Origin of the sequence: Novosphingobium terrae (genome assembly GCF_017163935.1) — a bacterium.
GTDB classification, from domain to species: domain Bacteria; phylum Pseudomonadota; class Alphaproteobacteria; order Sphingomonadales; family Sphingomonadaceae; genus Novosphingobium; species Novosphingobium terrae.
In genome coordinates this window covers 71,312-87,328 of record NZ_JABVZR010000001.1, presented here as the reverse complement: position 1 = coordinate 87,328, position 16,017 = coordinate 71,312, and the positions used below count along the sequence as shown (strand labels likewise).

The window sequence follows — 16,017 nt, the reverse complement described above, 5'->3', positions numbered from 1 at the left end:
GCGCCATGAGTTCGAGCGCGATGAACGATATCGCCCTCTCTCCAGACTTCTGGCAGGGGCGCCGCGTGCTGCTGACCGGCCATACCGGCTTCAAGGGCAGCTGGCTGGCGCTGTGGCTGGTCTCGATGGGCGCCAAGGTCACCGGCCTGTCATTGCCCGCTGAAGAGATCAGCCTGTTCCGTCAGGCACGGATCGAGGAGCTGATCACCCATATTGAAGGTGATATCCGCGACCTGGCCGCTGTCGATGCCGCTTTCCGAGCCGCCGATCCCGAGGTGGTCTTCCATCTGGCCGCCCAGCCGCTGGTACGACTTTCCTATGAGACACCGGTGGAAACCTATGCCACCAATGTGCAGGGCACGGTTCACGTGCTCGATGCCTGCCGCCGCGCAGGTGCGCTTGGGGTGAAAGGGCTGCGCGCCATCGTCTGCATCACCTCTGACAAGGCCTATGAAAACCGCGAATGGGTCTGGCCCTATCGCGAGAGCGATCCGATGGGCGGCTATGATCCCTATTCCAGCAGCAAGGGCGCGGCCGAACTGGTGATCGCGGCCTTCCGTTCCAGCTATTTCAGTGGCGAGGGTGCGCCGCTGCTCGCCTCGGTGCGGGCGGGCAATGTGATCGGCGGGGGCGACTGGGCGCTCGACCGGCTGCTGCCCGATCTGATCCGCGCCCTGCTGGCAGGGCAGCGCCCGCTGATCCGCAATCCGCATGCGATCCGCCCGTGGCAGCATGTGCTTGAGGCTTTGGGTGGCTATCTGCTGATCGCGCAGCGCCTTTTCGAGGGCCACCGCTGGGCCGCCGAGGGCTGGAACTTCGGCCCCGCTGCCGAGGATTCCCGCGCGGTCGACTGGATTGCCGACCGCATGGTCGCCCTGTGGCACGATCGTGATCCGGAGGCCTCCGCCACCGATCGCGGATGGGATCTGCCAAGCGAAGGCGCACCGCCGCCGCATGAGGCTGGAATCCTTAAACTTGATTGTACCAAGGCCCACTCCGTACTTGGTTGGCACGCCGCGTTCACGTTACCGACAGCATTATTGCGCATTGTAGATTGGCATCGACATGTTGGTCGCGGCGGAGATGCCCGTGAAATCTCGCTTGCCCAACTCACCGATTATTGCCAGCGCTGGTCCGGGACCAGGGGGGAAAAGGGAATTTGATGTCCGTTGTAGACAGGCCCATGGATGCGGTCGGATTGACCCGCGATTTCGATGAAGCGCAGTTTCGATCGCTCATCCTTGAATTGACGGAAGAATACGCCAACCGCTTTCACGCGGCAAAAAGCTTCGTGCCGGGACAAAGTGCCGTGCCAGTGTCTGGCAAGGTCTATGGCGCCTCGGATATGCGCAACCTTGTCGATTCGAGTCTCGACTTCTGGCTGACCACCGGGCGCTTCAATGAAGCCTTCGAGAAGCGTCTGGCCGAGAGAATCGGTGTCGCCCATGCGCTGACCACCAATTCGGGCTCCTCGGCCAATCTGCTGGCGCTTTCGACGCTGACCTCGCATTATTTCCGCAGCGAGGCGCTCAAGCCCGGCGACGAGGTGATCACCGTGGCCACGGGCTTCCCGACCACGGTCAACCCCTCGCTGCAATACGGGCTGGTGCCCGTGTTCGTGGACGTGGACATCCCCACCTACAACATCAAACCCGAGATGATCGAGGCCGCGGTCACCGACAAGACCCGCGCGATCATGGTCGCCCATACTTTGGGCAACCCCTTCGATCTGGGCGAGGTGATGCGCGTTGCCGAAAAGTACAACCTCTGGGTGATCGAGGATTGCTGCGACGCGCTGGGTGCCACCTATGACGGCAAGCCCGTCGGCACCTTCGGCGACATCGGCACGCTCTCCTTCTATCCTGCCCATCACATCACCATGGGCGAAGGCGGCGCGGTCTTCACCGACAAGCCGCGCCTGAAGCGCGTGATCGAATCCATGCGCGACTGGGGCCGCGACTGCTGGTGCGCCCCGGGCGTGGACAACACCTGCGGCAAGCGCTTCGGGCGCAAGCTGGGCAGCCTGCCGATGGGCTATGACCATAAATACACCTATGGCCATGCCGGTTATAACCTCAAGATCACCGATATGCAGGCCGCCGTGGGTCTGGCCCAGCTCGATCGGCTGGACGGCTTTATCGACGCCCGCGCCCGCAATTTCGACACGCTGACCGCGCTGTTGAAGCCGCTGGAAGATGTGCTGATCCTGCCGCAGGCCACGCCCAATTCGGTGCCAAGCTGGTTCGGCTATCCGATCACGCTGCGCCCCGGCTGCGGTATTGATCGTGAAATTCTTGTGCAATATCTCAATGAGAAGAAGATCGGCACCAGGTTGCTGTTTGGCGGCAATCTGTTGCGCCAGCCCTATATGAAAGGCCGCAATTACCGTGTGGTAGGCGATCTGGACAATGCCGATCTGGTGACCACCAATACTTTCTGGCTGGGCGTCTATCCCGGTTTGGGCGAAGATCATCTGGCCTATGTCGTTGAAAGCCTGACCGCCTTTCTGGCGGGCCAAAGATAAGCATCGTCAGCAGCAAAATCAGGAGTTAAACCCATGAACACATATGAAAAGCGCATGCTGGCGATCCTCGAAGAGGGCAAGGCCAAGTACGGCATCCTTTCGGTCAAGGCCGAGTTCGAGGCCGAGGGCACCCGCACCGACGAATTCCTGCGCCTGCTGGAAATCGGCCGCCGCGCCGGGGTCAAGATCGCGCTCAAGATCGGCGGCTGCGAGGCCATCCGCGACCTGATCGAGGCCCGCCAGTATGGCGTGGACTACATCATCGCGCCGATGGTGGAATCGCCCTATGCGCTCTCCAAGTTCATCGCCGGCAAGGACAAGATCTTTGCCGAGGATGAGCGCGGCGACATCAGCTTCCTCTTCAACGTCGAAACCCGCGCCACGGTCGATCACCTCGCCGAGCTGGGCGAAGTGGCGCAGAAGGGCAAGACCGGCTTTGTCTTCGGTCGCGTCGATTTCGCGGGCTCGCAGGGGCTGACGCGCGATGCGGTGAATTCGCCCGAGATGCTCAAGCATATGCTGGACGTGGCCGAAGTGGCCAAGGCCCGCGATCTGGAACTGGTGGTGGGCGGCGGCGTCAGCCCGGCCTCGATCCCCACGCTGGCGCAGGTGCGCAAGGTGCGCCTCGATCGTTTCGAGACCCGCAAGGTGATCTTCGACGGTGCCGTGCTGGAAGATGGCCGTGCCGAACCCGGCATGGAACTGGCCATCGAGTTCGAGCTGCTGTGGCTCAAGAACAAGCGCGACTTCTACCGCAGCATCGCCGAGGAAGACGCGCAGCGCATCGCCATGATGGAAGCGCGCCAGGCCCCCAAGGTGACCGAGCACGCCTGATCTCATGACTTCTACCATTCGCGTCTCAGACCTGATCGCCCGCCTGCTCGCCGAGCATGGCATCACCGATGTTTTCATGCTGACGGGCGGCGGCGCCATGCATCTCAACGATGCGCTGGGCCGCGAAACCCGCCTGCGCAAGGTGTTCACCCACCATGAGCAGGCCGCATCCATCGCCGCCGAAAGCTATGCGCGCCTCTCAGGCCGCCCGGCGGCGGTGAATGTCACCACGGGCCCGGGGGGCGTGAATGCGCTCAACGGCGTCTATGGCGCCTATGTGGATTCCATCCCGATGGTGGTGGTCTCGGGTCAGGTGAAGCGCGAGACCTTCGCGCCCAATTTCGCGCAGATCCCGCTGCGCCAGCTGGGCGATCAGGAGATCGACATCGTCTCCATGATCCAGCCCATCACCAAATATGCGGTGGTGCTGCAGGACCCGAAGCAGGCGCGCAAGGTCGTCGAAAAGGCGCTGTATCTTGCCACCCGTGGCCGCCCCGGCCCGGTGTGGATCGATGTGCCGATCGATGTGCAGGCCGCCCCGGTCGATCCGGAGGCTCTGGAAGGTTTCGACCCCGCCACGGATGAAGACACCGCAGGCGAAGCGCGCAACACCGCCGCCGAACTGGGCGCGCTGACCGGCGATGCGCTGATCGAGCAGGCGCAGGCTGTGCTTACCGAACTCTGCGCCGCGCAGCGTCCCGTGGTGCTGGCCGGTTGCGGCGTGCGCATCAGTGACAGCCATGCCGCCTTCCTCGCTCTGGTCGAAAAGCTGGGCGTGCCGGTGGTGTCAGGCTGGAACGCGCATGATGTGATCCACAACGATCACCCGCTCTATGTCGGGCGCCCCGGCAGCGTGGGCGATCGTGGCGGCAATTTCGCGGTGCAATCGGCGGATTATGTGCTGGTGCTGGGCTGCCGCCTCAACATTCGCCAGATCAGCTACAACTGGCAGAGCTTCGCCCGCAACGCCCGCATCGCTATGGTCGATATCGACAGCGCCGAGCTGGCCAAGCCCACGCTGAGCCTGCACCGCCCGATCCATGCCGATCTGCGCGAATTTCTGGCCGCCGCTCTGGCCCTGCCACTGCCGGGTGGCAATGAGGTCGAGGCGCGCGCCGCCTTCCTCACCCGCAGCCGCCAGCGCGCCGCGCAATATCCCGCCGTGCGCGAGGAGTATCGCTCGGCAGAAGGGCCGATCAACCCCTACATCTTCGCCGAAGCGCTGTTCGATCAGCTCGAAGAGAACGACATCATCGTTTCCGGCGACGGCACGGCCTGCGTCACCATCTTCCAGGCGGCCAACCTCAAGCAGGGCCAGCGGCTCTACACCAATTCGGGCTGCGCCTCGATGGGTTATGACCTGCCTGCCGCCATCGGCGCCTATCACGCCGGCTCGCGTGCGGACAGGCCGGGCGGGCGCGTCATCTGTCTGGCCGGCGATGGTTCGATCATGATGAACCTGCAGGAGCTGCAGACCATCATCGGCGGCAATCTGCCGATCAAGATCTTCGTGCTGAACAACGATGGCTATCACTCGATCCGCCAGTCGCAGCAGAACCACTTCCCCGACAACATCGTGGGCTGCGGGCCCGACAGCGGCCTCACCTTCCCCGATTTCGCCCGTCTGGCGCAAGGCTTCGGCCTGCCCGCCGCCAAGGCCGAGCGGGACGGCGATCTGGCCGCCACCATCGCCGCCACGCTGGCGGGCTCCGGCCCCCAGCTGCTTGAGGTGATGATCGACAAGCGCCAGCAGTTTGAACCCAAACTCTCCTCCCGGCGTTTGGATGATGGACGGATGATTTCGCCGCCGCTCGAAGATCTCAGCCCCTTCCTCTCTGACGAGGAGCTGGCGGAGGCCATGGCGCCCTGCGCCACGCTCCGCTGAACGGAAAGACATTCATGGCCAAGCGTCTTCACGATCTGATCTTCGACCTGGACGGCACGCTGGTGGACAGCTGCGGTATCTGCGTCGATATCCTCTCGCAGATGCTGGTGGAGCGCGGCAGCGACCATCGCATCGACCCGCTGGGCGCCCGCCCGTTCATGAGCCATGGCGGCCAGCGCATGGTCAGCGCCCTGCTGGGCCCGGCCTGCGGCGATCCGGCGGCTGAACTGGCCGAGTTCCGCGCGCGCTATGCCGAAAGGCCCACCGATCCGGCCTCGCTCTTTGCGGGCGTGGTGGAGAATCTGACGCTGCTGGCCGATGCCGGGCACCGTCTGGCGATCTGCTCGAACAAGCCGCAGAATCTGTGCGACAAGGTGCTGGCGGACACCGGCCTTGCCGCCCTGTTCCCGGTGGTGGTGGGCGGCGGGCCGAAGCTGCGCGCCAAGCCCCATCCCGATCTGCTCGATGAAACGCTGTGCCTGCTGGGCACCGCCCCTGCCGACTGCATCTTCATCGGCGACAGCGAGCTGGACCATCAGGTGGCCGAGGCACGGGGCATCCCCTTCCTCTTCCTCACCTATGGCTATGCTGATCCCTCCTACCAGCCGGACCCGACGACCAGCCACGATGATTTCACCGGCATGGCAGGTGCCCTGCTGGATCTGACACGCGGCCGCCGGGCCCGCCGTGCCTGACGCCGCGCGGTCACCTGACCTTCCGGCCCCTCACCTTCTGGCACCGGCCATCGCCGACCGCCTGATCGCCGACCATCGCCGCATCGTGGTGACCGGCGCGGGCGGCTGGCTGGGGCTGGCCACGCTGGAACTGCTGGCCGGCACGCTGGGCGATGCTTTCGCCAGGCGTGTCGTCGCGTTCGGCTCAAGCAACCGCGTGCTGCGCCTGCGTGACGGCACGCAGGTGATGCAGCGCCCGCTGGCCGATATGGCCTGGCTGCCCGAGGCGCCCACGCTGGTCCTCCACCTCGCCTTCCTCACCAAGGATCGCGCCGAGGCGATGGATGAAGACGCCTATCGCGCCGCCAACCGCGCCATCAGCCAATCCGTGCTGGAGGCGCTGAAGCCGATCGGCGCGCAGGCGCTGTTCCTCGCCTCCTCGGGCGCGGCGGCCAAAGCGGAAGACGCTGCGGCTAGCCCCGCCATGCGGCTCTATGGCGCAATGAAGCGCGATGATGAGGATGTCTTCGCGCAATGGGCGCGGGACACCGGCCATCGCGCGGTGATCGGCAGGGTTTACGCCGTCTCCGGCCCGCATATGAACAAGCCGGAGGCCTATGCGCTGGCCAGCTTTATGCGCGATGCGCTGGACGGACGGCCTATCGCGGTGCGCGCGCCGCATCAGGTGATCCGCTCTTACGTGGCCATCCGCGAGCTGATGAGTCTGGTCTTCGCCTTGCTGCTCGATGCCGAGGGCGGCGTCGAACGCTTCGATTCCGGCGGCGATCCGCTGGAACTGGCAGATGTGGCGCAGGCCGTGGCCGATGCCGTGCCCGGCACGCAGGTCACCCGCGCAGCGATCACCAGCGACCGGCCAGACCGCTATCACGGCGATGGCGCGCATTATGCCGCCTTGCTGGCGCAACACGGCATTGCGCCAGTCGCTCTGGCCACGCAGGTTCACGAGGCGCTGGCGGATTTTCGCACCTCCACCCTATAAGATGCTCGGTTTCTGAGCTCCCCTCTCTCACGCAATCGGATTTTGGCAGGACTATGATCGGGATGATCCAGGCAAACACCCCTCGCCAGTGGCCGTCGCAGCGGCATGCCACGATAACTCTGGCTTCGGCGCTGGTCTTGGGCATGGCCTTCACCTTGCCCACCAGTGCCTCGGCTCAAAGCATGAGCAGCGGATCCAGTGACACCACCATGGGCGCGATGACCGGCCAGAGCGGTTCGAACGGGAGCTCGTCCAGCTCTTCGGGCAGCGGTTCCTCCGCGGCCGCACCGGTCGGCCCCGGCTTCGTGCAGGCCAACATATCGACCACCCCGGTCACGCCCACCGTGGACCAGCGTGATGTTCGCGACATTGGCAAGCCTGGCACCCGTAACGACCAGACCCCGCCTTTGCGCCCGATCCCCGAAAAACCGGGCGAGTTCGAGGCCTATCTGCACAAGGTGGCGGGCCATCCCGTGCCACGCTTCGGCGCGCATCTGCTGATCCCCGCCACGCATGACTTCATCAGCCCCACCACCACCGCCATCCCGCCCGATTATGTGATCAACATCGGCGATGTGATCGGCGTGGCCATGACCGGATCGGTGGAAGGCAGCGCCGAATTCGAGGTTGATCACGACGGCAAGATCTTTCTGCCCCATGTCGGCGCGGTGCAGCTGACCGGCGTGCATTACCGCGACCTCAAGGCCAAGATTGCCGCCACCATCGGCACGCAATATCGCGGTTTCGACGTATCCGTCAGCATCAAGCGGCTGCATGGCGTGCGCGTCTATGTGACCGGCTTTGCCAAGGCGCCGGGGGCCTATACGGTTTCCAGCCTCTCCACCCTGCTCAATGCGGTACTGGCGGCGGGCGGCCCCAATGCGGGCGGCTCCTTCCGTAGCGTGAAGCTCTATCGCAACGGGCAGGAGCTGCGCGACTTCGACCTCTATGACGTGCTGCGCCACGGCAACCGCACCGGCGACACCGTCCTCCAGAACGAGGATGTACTGTTCATCCCGCCCGTCGGCCCGCAGGTGGCGGTGATCGGCAGCGTCAATGAAGAAGCCATCTATGAAGCCCGTCCCGGCGAAACGCTGGAGCAGGTGCTGGCCGATGCCGGCGGCCCCTCGCAGCTGGCTGATGACTCGCGCGGCATTCTCTACCGCCTTGCCGACAAGGAAACGGTGGGCAGCCGCGCGCTGGATCGCAACGCGCTGGCCGCCACCCCGGTGCAGGGCGGCGATATTCTGCAGCTGGCCAACAAGGGCTCGCTGGCCCAGCCGATGGAGCGCCAGTCGGTGCTGGTCCGGCTGGAGGGCGAGGTCGCCCATCCCGGCAATTACTTCGTGGCGCCCGGTACGCCGCTGTCGCAGGTGCTGTCTCAGGCCGGCGGGCTGACGCCCCGCGCCTATGCCTATGGCACCAAGCTGACTCGCCTTTCGGTGCGCGATCAGCAGCGTGAAAGCTACGATGCCGCTCTCGACCAGATGGAAACCTCGATGGTCGCTACCGCACTGGCCGCCAATGGCGGCAAGGCGGAAACCACGCTGGCCATTCATGAGCTGGTCCAGCGCCTGCGCCAGACCGAGCCCGATGGCCGCCTGGTGCTGAACCTGCCGGTCGATGCCCAGACCCTGCCCGGCGATATGGCGCTGGAGAATGACGATCGCATCGTGGTGCCCGCACGCATCGATACGGTGGGCGTGTTCGGCTCGGTCTATCGCCCGGCCTCCTTCTCGCTGCAAGGCCAGCCGCCGCAGACGGTGAAGGACTATATTGACCGTGCCGGTGGTCCCCAGCGCCTGGCCGACAAGGGCGGCATCTTCGTGGTGCGCGCCAATGGCGACGTGATCAGCCGCAAGAAGGGCGCGATGAAGGCCAGAGTGCAGCCGGGCGACGTGATCTTCGTGCCGGTGCGTACCTCGCCCTCCACCACATGGACCAAGATCCGCGACATCACCCAGGCGGTGTTCCAGATGGGGCTGAGCGCGCTGGTCGCCGTGGCGGCCCTGTCGTGAGCGCAGCGATGAAGCGCGGGCATGGCCTGATCGGCGGGATTGCTTATCATCCCTTGGTCGCCAACAACACCCGCCGCCGTCTGGCCGTGGGCATCGTGGCGGCGGCGCTCGCCGTGCTGTCGGTCTGGCCGGTGCCCTATCGCGCGGCAGTGACGCTGACGCCGGTCGATCCCGCCACACTGGGGGTCAATCCGGCCTCGGCCGGCGTGGGGCTGGGGGCGCTCTCCTTCCTGGGCGGTGGCGGAACCATGTCCACCCAGACGCTGATCGAATCGAGCCTGCAGGTGGCGCACAGCGTCTATGTCCGGCAATTGGTCTCCAAGCGGCTGAACCTGCCTGCACGGCTGGGCAAGGACGATATCACGACCCTGCGCTGGCTGGAACGCAAGGTGGACACGCGCTCGCTGCGCGGTGGCATCATCGAGATCGATACCAAGCAACACGATCCGGCGCTCGCGCTCGATCTGACCAAAGCCTACGCCGATGCCATCCGCGAGCAGATGGCAACCGTCAGCCGCACCCAGAATGCCTTGCGCCAGCAGGCGCTCGAACAGGTGCTGGCCCGTGCCGGAGAGCGGCTGAGCAAGGCCCAGACCGCCTATGATACCTACCGCCTGAAGATCGGCAGCGGCGATCCGCTGATCAATGCCTTGCAGGTCACGGGCCGGGCGCCCGTGCTGGACGACATGATCACCGCCAAACAGGCCGAGATCGAAGGGTTGCGCCGCTTCGCCACCGAAAACAATTTCAGGGTGCAGAAGGCTCAGGCCGAACTGGCCGCCCTGCAGGCACGCGCGGCTCAGGCACGCTCGGCGACCGCGCAGACCAATGATTCGGTCGGGCGCGTGGTGGCCCAGTCACGCGAAGGCATGACGCTGCGCCGCGAGCTGGAACTGGCTCAGCTGATGTATGATGGCAGCAAGCGCAACCTTCAGGGCACGCTGGCCGAAAATCTGGTCTCCTCGGTGAACATCCGTGTTCTGGAGCAGCCCTATCTCGATCCGGACCGCCAGTATAATTTCTGGGCCCTGGCCTTGCTCGCGCTGGTGCTCGGCGGCGGGCTGGCGGTTGAATTCTATCGGCTGAATCCGCCCCTGTCGGCACGAAAGGACCAGCCATGACCGCCTTGAGCGTAGCAGGGGTTCCCGACGTCTCCGTCGTCATCCCCTGTTACAATGAGGAGATGAACGCCGGGCCCATCGCCAAGGCGGTGATCGAACAGCTGGAGCCGCTGGGCATCAGCTTCGACATCATCTTCATCGACAATGCCTCCACCGACCGCACGGTGGCGATCATCAAGACGATGTGCACCGCCGATCCGCGCATCCGCCTGATCGCCAACACGCGCAATTTCGGCCAGATGCGCTCGCCCACCCATGGCATCTATCGCGCGACCGGCCGGGCGGTGATCGGCATGTGCGCCGACTTTCAGGATTCGCCCGACCTGCTGCCGCATTTCGTGGCGCGCTGGCAGGCGGGCGTGGACATCGTGCTGGGCGTGCGCGAGGCGGAGAAATCCGGCCTGATCCTCACCGCCATCCGCGGCCTGTCCTATTGGCTGGCGCGCAGTTTCGGCGATGTGCAGACCATTCCCAACGCCACCGGTTTCGGCCTTTACAGCCGCCGCGTGGTCGAGGCGATCAAGGCGCTCAACGAGCCCGAGCCCTTCTTCCGCGGTTTGCTGGTGGAAACCGGCTTTCCGCTGGAGACCATCAACTATGTTCGCCCGCCCCGCTTGAGGGGGAAGTCGAAGAACAACTTCTTCACTTTGCTCGATTTCGCGGTGGCGGGGCTGACGGCCTCATCCAAGCGCATGCTGCGGCTGCCGCTCTATCTGGGCGTGGTCGGCGTGGTGGTGACCGTGCTGCTGCTGCTGGGCGGGCTTGCCGCCTTTCTCACCGATCGCCCGATCGCGCCCTGGCTGATCGGCGCGGTGTTTCAGGCGCAGTTCTCGCTGATCTTCGGCTTCATGGGGCTGATGGGCGACCATATCCGCCAGATCTCCGAACGCACGCGCGGCGGCGCGCTGGTGCTGGAGCGCGAGACGGTCAACATGGACCGAGAAGCGGCATGATCACCCGTGCACGCCTGGTGGAGATCGCCCGCTATCTGGTGGCCGGCGTGGTCAACACCGCGTTTGGCTATGGCCTCTATGCCGGGCTGCTCTGGCTGGGGCTGGACCGCTATGTGGCGCAGGCCATCGGCTATGTGCTGGGCACGGGGTTCAATTACCTCACCTATTCGCGCCATGTGTTTACCGATGCGGGGCCGGCCAAGGCGCGTTTCGTGGCCTCCTATGCGGTGAACTATCTGATCAATCTGGCGGGGCTCAAGCTGGTTTCCCATGTGATCCCCAACCCCTATGCAGCGGGTGCGGTGACGACGCTGGGCGTGGTGGCGCTCAACTATCTGGTGCTGCGGCGGCTGGTGTTCCGCCCGCGTGAAAATCAGGGCGCGGCATGAGCGACAGCATGTCACCATCAGCTTCAACCTCCACCAAAGGGCTGACCGCCGAATGGCTGCTCGCCGGGCTGGTCGTGCTGGTGGCCCTGCGCGACGTCTGGTTCTTCGCGACGAAGAACTATCTGCCCGAGCCCTTCTTCTACGAATCCGCCGACACCTGGATGGACTGGTTCAACACCGCCTGGTGGGCCCGCGACAAGGGCATTTACGACAGCTGGGCCTCGATCTATCCGCCGATCAGCTTTCTGATCGTGCGGGTGCTGGGCGTGCCCCATTGCTATGTCGACCAGGCTGGCGGCCCGCAATTGCGCTATTGCGACTGGGCTGGCGTGGTGGCGATCCATGCCTTCTACATCATCGATGTGGTGCTGGTGGCGCTCAGCCTCATGCGGATCGATCGGCGCACGGCCTTGCCGCGCAGTCTGGCGATCTCGCTGGGCATGCCTCTGCTTTACGGGCTGGACCGGGGCAATCTGATCCTGCTGGCCTTTGGCGGCATCGTTCTGGCCTTTGGCCCCCTTCTGCACAGCGCCAAGGGGCGCTGGCTGGCCCTGGCCGTGGCGATCAACCTCAAGGTCTATATCATCGCTGCTTTGGCCGCCCAATTGCTGCGCCGTCGCTGGCGATGGACGGAAATGGCGGCCATCACCACCATCCTGACCTATCTCATCAGCTATCTGGTGCTCGGCATCGGCACACCGTCGGAAATTGTCGAGAACATCCGTGCCTTTGCCGTGGCCGAAAGCACCACCGGCGTGCTGGATGTCTGGTATCCTGCCACCTATCTGCCGATGATCAAATTGCTGACCGGTTCGGATTTTCCCGTCATCGTGCTGCTCGGATCGCGGATCATGGATTGGGGCGGCATGCTGCTGCCCATGCTGCAGCATGCTGGGCAGGCAACGATCCTGCTGGGCGCCGTGGCGGCATGGTGGCGGCCGCAGGTAGTGCCATCCCACCGCGCAACCATGCTGGGCCTGTCCTTCGCGCTGATCACATCGGAGGTGGGAGGTTATTCCCCTTGCCTGATGCTCTTCTTCGTCATGATGGAGCGCTGGGAGGGCCGGGCCCGTCCCCTCGCCATCACGCTGGCCTATCTTCTGAGCGTGCCCGGCGATCTGATCTTCAGCAATGTGCTGTCCATGTCGCAGGAAAGCTTTCTGGTGGGCCATACCGTGCTGGTGGAACGCGGGATCGGCCTGGGCATGTTCCTGCGCCCCCTTGTTGCGATCCTGATCCCGTCCCTGCTGGCACTGCAAACGGTGGCAGCGGCGTGGCGTGACTGGCATGGGCAGGCTCCACGGGAAAGCGCTGAGGAAGCGCCTCTCCACGCCCCGGCCTGAACCTTTCCAAGCCGGGCCATCCATGCCAGACAGGCGCCCATGTCGAAATCCACCCGCGCCACGCTGGCCCTGACCAAGGCCGGCATCGCCTTCACCACGCACAGCTATGATTATGACGCCGATGCCGATTCCATCGGTCTGGCCGCCGCCGCCGCTCTGGGCGAAGACCCCGGCTGCGTGCTGAAGACGCTGATGGTGCTGCTGGACGGCAAGCCCGCTTGCGCCATCGTCCCCTCCGACCGCGAGGTGGCGATGAAAAAGCTGGCCGCCGCGCTGGGCGGCAAGGCGGCGCAGATGATGAAGCCCGCCGATGCCGAAAGGATTTCCGGCTATAAGGTCGGCGGCATCAGCCCCTTTGGCCAGACGCGCCGCGTGCCCGTCGCCATCGAGATCGAGGCGCTGGAGCTGCCCTATGTCTACGTCAACGGCGGGCAACGCGGCTTGCAGGTAAGGCTGGCCCCACGTGATGCCGTGGAGTTGCTTGGCGCGGCACCCGCCGCCATCACCGCCTGAACAGGGTGGCCCAACCGCCACAGCCAGCCGCTTTTGCTGCAGTTGCGAGAATTACCACTGGCCCTGCCTGCGCCACGGCATAAAGTTTCATCCATCTCTTCTCGATCTGCGGTTCTCTGCCCAAAATGCCTTTTTGCCCTGCGCCCCCTTCCCTGCTTTCCCGCTGCCTGCTTGCCGCCCTGCCCGCTTTGACGCTCACGCTGGCCCAGCCTGCCGCGGCCGCCTCCCATCCCGGCAAAACGCCCGGCCAGATCGCCCTCACCTTCGACGATCTGCCCGGCATCATGCTGAGCGACAACAGCAATGACATCGCCCATTTCAACCGCGAGCTGGTCAATGGGCTGAAACGCCACCGCGTGCCCGCCACCGGCTTTATCGTCGCGGGCAAGCTGGAGGATCTGGATGAGCGCCGCATGCGCCACGCCCTCTCGCTGTGGGTGCATGCCGGTTTCACCCTGGGCAATCACACCTACAGCCATGAATCCCCCAACCGCATCCCGGTGGACGCCTATGACGCCGACATCCTCAAGGGCCAGACGCTGCTCTGCAGCCTGACGCGCTGCTCACCCAGGACGCCCCTGTGGTTCCGCCATCCCTATCTGGAAACCGGCACCACGCTGGCGGATTCACGCAAGGTCGACCAGTTTCTTGCCGACCATCGCTACCGCGTCGCGCCGATCACGCTGGTCAGCCAGGACTGGGTCTTTTCCGAGACCTATGACGATGCCCTCACCCACCATGATGCCGCCGAGGCCAGCCATATCCGCCAGTCCTACCTCTCCTACACCGCCAAGATGGTGAGCTGGTATCGCGCCAGCGCGCAATCGGTGTTCGGGCGGGACATTCCGCTGGTGGCGCTGCTCCATGCCTCGAAGCTCAATGCCGACAGCCTGAGCGACCTGCTGGCGATCTACCGCCGCGCCGGTCTGCGCACCGTGCCGCTGGCCAAGGCCATGCGCGATCCCGCCTATAAAACGCCCGACACCTACGCGGGCGCCAAGGGCATGGACTGGATCGGTCGCTGGTCGCTGCAACTGGGGCGCCCGCTGGCCCCCGGCTATTGCGATCCGCCCGAGGACATCGCCGCCACCTATCGCAAAATCGACAGCGACTGACGCAGCACGCGAACCGGCCGCATCGGGAAATCGCAGTTTTCCACCCCAAAGCCCCTCCGCGCGCGCAGCGCCGGGTGGACGCGACGCGCCTCAGAGCGCAAGGAATAGGGCCATGTGGCAGCTTTACCAATTTCCCCTGTGCCCCTTTTCCCGCAAGGTCCGCCTGCTGATGAGCGAAAAGGGTATCGCCTATGAACTCTGGCGCGAGAACCCGTGGGAGCGGCGCGAGGGCTTCACCCAGATGAACCACGCCGCGCGCACGCCCACCATGCATGATGCCGAAAAGGGCATCACCCTGTGCGACAGCCGCGCCATCTGCGAATATCTGGAAGAGACTGTCGACCGCCTGCCGATGATTTCCGGCACGGCGGCCACCCGCGCGGAGATTCGCCGCCTCGTCGCGCTGTTCGATGAGAACTTCTTCGCCGATGTCACCGGGCCGCTGATTCACGAGCGGATGATGAAGCGGCTGGTCTATCGCCAGTCGCCTGATTCACGGATGCTGCGCGAGGCGATGCGGCTGGCACATGAGCATCTCTATTACATCGACTATCTCGTCGATAACCGCCCGTGGCTGGCCGGGCCGACGCTGAGTCTGGCCGATCTGGCCGCCGCCGCGCAGATTTCGGTGGCGGACTATCTGGGCGGGCTGGACTGGTCGGGCCATGAGCAGGCGCGGGCGTGGTATTCGGTGTTCAAATCGCGGCCTTCGTTCAGGCCCCTGTTGGCCGAGCGAATGGAGGTGATCCAGCCGCCTTCGCATTATGCGGATGTGAATGCCTGAAGGTTTGAAGAAGGGATAGATGCGAGGGTGTTACACCCTCGCGCTCCCGTTACTGTATGCCTTGCGCTTCGGGTTTGGCCAAAGAGCGAGGCACGCTGCGCCGCAGGCATAAATGGCCTGCACAGCCCGTCGTTCAAAGGATGCCATGCCTGCGGCGCTTTGCCTTGCGCAGGTGGAGAGTGGAGGCACTCGGCTTCGGAACCACTGCCCTTTCGCCGGAAGACGTTCCGGGAGCGCGAGGGGGTAACCCCCTCGCATTTTCTCTTCTCTTCAAACTTTCCAAAAACTTTCCCCACCCTGATCTTTTCGCGTTGACACCTCTGCGGATCACCCTTAGAGGCGCCCTCCTACCCGGCGGGGTTACGGAAACGTGACAGACGCCAAACAGGTTGCCCAGGTGGCGGAATTGGTAGACGCACTAGCTTCAGGTGCTAGCGCTCGCAAGGGCGTGGAGGTTCGAGTCCTCTCCTGGGCACCATCATCTCAGCATTGAGACATTCCCCCACGGGGGAAACAAATCCCTGAAATGTCCCGAATTCATTGCGATGCGGGTTCGTGCGCGCCGTGCATTTTTCGCGTTGACACGCACGCGGTTCACCCGTAGACGCGCCCTCCTACCCGGCGCGGACGCGGAAACGCACTCACGCCAAACAGGTTGCCCAGGTGGCGGAATTGGTAGACGCACTAGCTTCAGGTGCTAGCGCTCGCAAGGGCGTGGAGGTTCGAGTCCTCTCCTGGGCACCATCATCTCAGCATTGAGAAACATCCCCTCAGGGGGAACACCCCACATCTTAATCAGCAGCCCGCGCAAAGTTCGTGGCGCGTTTGCTTGCGCTGAACCCCGGCAGGGATGACCGTTATGTC

14 protein-coding genes and 2 tRNA genes are annotated in these 16,017 nt (G+C 64.5%); all 16 read left to right on the top strand.

Annotated elements, in window-relative coordinates:
- Positions 1-5 precede the first annotated feature (5 nt).
- The 16 genes from rfbG (at position 6) to HGK27_RS00350 (ending at position 15,897) form a co-directional block, all read left to right on the top strand.
- Positions 6-1,163, top strand: a complete 1,158-nt coding sequence (gene rfbG / locus HGK27_RS00425) for a CDP-glucose 4,6-dehydratase (protein WP_241126730.1) — start codon at positions 6-8, stop codon at positions 1,161-1,163.
- On the top strand, positions 1,163-2,524 hold the full coding sequence (gene rfbH, locus HGK27_RS00420) for a lipopolysaccharide biosynthesis protein RfbH (protein ID WP_241126728.1): 1,362 nt from the start codon (positions 1,163-1,165) through the stop codon (positions 2,522-2,524). Before rfbG ends, rfbH begins: the two co-directional genes overlap by 1 nt.
- Before the next feature lie 33 nt (positions 2,525-2,557).
- Positions 2,558-3,358, top strand: a complete 801-nt coding sequence (locus HGK27_RS00415) for an aldolase/citrate lyase family protein (protein WP_241126726.1) — start codon at positions 2,558-2,560, stop codon at positions 3,356-3,358.
- A gap of 4 nt (positions 3,359-3,362) precedes the next feature.
- Positions 3,363-5,243, top strand: a complete 1,881-nt coding sequence (locus tag HGK27_RS00410; protein WP_206237844.1) for a thiamine pyrophosphate-binding protein — start codon at positions 3,363-3,365, stop codon at positions 5,241-5,243.
- A gap of 14 nt (positions 5,244-5,257) precedes the next feature.
- The gene (locus tag HGK27_RS00405; RefSeq protein WP_206237842.1) at positions 5,258-5,938 is read left to right on the top strand and encodes an HAD family hydrolase; all 681 of its coding nucleotides are present in this window, start codon (positions 5,258-5,260) and stop codon (positions 5,936-5,938) included.
- On the top strand, positions 5,931-6,917 hold the full coding sequence (locus tag HGK27_RS00400; protein ID WP_206237840.1) for an NAD-dependent epimerase/dehydratase family protein: 987 nt from the start codon (positions 5,931-5,933) through the stop codon (positions 6,915-6,917). The genes HGK27_RS00405 and HGK27_RS00400 overlap by 8 nt, the downstream gene beginning before the upstream one ends.
- Positions 6,918-6,979: 62 nt before the next feature.
- Complete coding sequence (locus HGK27_RS00395; protein WP_206237837.1) at positions 6,980-8,935, top strand: SLBB domain-containing protein; 1,956 nt, start codon at positions 6,980-6,982, stop codon at positions 8,933-8,935.
- Between the two features lie 8 nt (positions 8,936-8,943).
- Positions 8,944-10,056: a GumC domain-containing protein gene (locus tag HGK27_RS00390; RefSeq protein ID WP_206237836.1), complete on the top strand. Its 1,113-nt coding sequence runs from the start codon at positions 8,944-8,946 to the stop codon at positions 10,054-10,056.
- Entirely contained in the window at positions 10,053-11,009 is a 957-nt protein-coding gene (locus HGK27_RS00385) for a glycosyltransferase family 2 protein (protein ID WP_206237834.1), read from the top strand. Before HGK27_RS00390 ends, HGK27_RS00385 begins: the two co-directional genes overlap by 4 nt.
- A complete protein-coding gene (locus HGK27_RS00380) occupies positions 11,006-11,398 on the top strand; it encodes a GtrA family protein (protein ID WP_206237833.1) in 393 nt (130 codons plus the stop codon). Before HGK27_RS00385 ends, HGK27_RS00380 begins: the two co-directional genes overlap by 4 nt.
- Before the next feature lie 8 nt (positions 11,399-11,406).
- The gene (locus HGK27_RS00375) at positions 11,407-12,741 is read left to right on the top strand and encodes a hypothetical protein (protein ID WP_206237831.1); all 1,335 of its coding nucleotides are present in this window, start codon (positions 11,407-11,409) and stop codon (positions 12,739-12,741) included.
- A 39-nt stretch (positions 12,742-12,780) separates the two neighbouring features.
- The gene (gene ybaK, locus HGK27_RS00370; protein ID WP_206237829.1) at positions 12,781-13,254 is read left to right on the top strand and encodes a Cys-tRNA(Pro) deacylase; all 474 of its coding nucleotides are present in this window, start codon (positions 12,781-12,783) and stop codon (positions 13,252-13,254) included.
- A gap of 125 nt (positions 13,255-13,379) precedes the next feature.
- Entirely contained in the window at positions 13,380-14,369 is a 990-nt protein-coding gene (locus HGK27_RS00365) for a polysaccharide deacetylase family protein (protein WP_206237827.1), read from the top strand.
- A gap of 112 nt (positions 14,370-14,481) precedes the next feature.
- The gene (locus HGK27_RS00360; RefSeq protein WP_206237826.1) at positions 14,482-15,153 is read left to right on the top strand and encodes a glutathione S-transferase family protein; all 672 of its coding nucleotides are present in this window, start codon (positions 14,482-14,484) and stop codon (positions 15,151-15,153) included.
- Between the two features lie 391 nt (positions 15,154-15,544).
- A tRNA-Leu gene (locus HGK27_RS00355) sits at positions 15,545-15,631 on the top strand.
- 179 nt (positions 15,632-15,810) lie between these two features.
- Positions 15,811-15,897, top strand: a tRNA-Leu gene (locus HGK27_RS00350).
- Positions 15,898-16,017: the final 120 nt, after the last annotated feature.

Bases quoted from the DNA above. Each gene is read 5' to 3' on its own strand.
- HGK27_RS00395 (WP_206237837.1), top strand. From the start codon at position 6,980: ATGATCCAGGCAAACACCCCTCGCCAGTGGCCGTCGCAGCGGCATGCC.
- HGK27_RS00405 (WP_206237842.1), top strand. From the start codon at position 5,258: ATGGCCAAGCGTCTTCACGATCTGATCTTCGACCTGGACGGCACGCTG.
- HGK27_RS00410 (WP_206237844.1), top strand. From the start codon at position 3,363: ATGACTTCTACCATTCGCGTCTCAGACCTGATCGCCCGCCTGCTCGCC.
- HGK27_RS00390 (WP_206237836.1), top strand. From the start codon at position 8,944: ATGAAGCGCGGGCATGGCCTGATCGGCGGGATTGCTTATCATCCCTTG.
- rfbH (WP_241126728.1), top strand. From the start codon at position 1,163: ATGTCCGTTGTAGACAGGCCCATGGATGCGGTCGGATTGACCCGCGAT.
- HGK27_RS00360 (WP_206237826.1), top strand. From the start codon at position 14,482: ATGTGGCAGCTTTACCAATTTCCCCTGTGCCCCTTTTCCCGCAAGGTC.
- HGK27_RS00380 (WP_206237833.1), top strand. From the start codon at position 11,006: ATGATCACCCGTGCACGCCTGGTGGAGATCGCCCGCTATCTGGTGGCC.
- ybaK (WP_206237829.1), top strand. From the start codon at position 12,781: ATGTCGAAATCCACCCGCGCCACGCTGGCCCTGACCAAGGCCGGCATC.
- HGK27_RS00415 (WP_241126726.1), top strand. From the start codon at position 2,558: ATGAACACATATGAAAAGCGCATGCTGGCGATCCTCGAAGAGGGCAAG.
- HGK27_RS00365 (WP_206237827.1), top strand. From the start codon at position 13,380: ATGCCTTTTTGCCCTGCGCCCCCTTCCCTGCTTTCCCGCTGCCTGCTT.
- HGK27_RS00375 (WP_206237831.1), top strand. From the start codon at position 11,407: ATGTCACCATCAGCTTCAACCTCCACCAAAGGGCTGACCGCCGAATGG.
- rfbG (WP_241126730.1), top strand. From the start codon at position 6: ATGAGTTCGAGCGCGATGAACGATATCGCCCTCTCTCCAGACTTCTGG.
- HGK27_RS00385 (WP_206237834.1), top strand. From the start codon at position 10,053: ATGACCGCCTTGAGCGTAGCAGGGGTTCCCGACGTCTCCGTCGTCATC.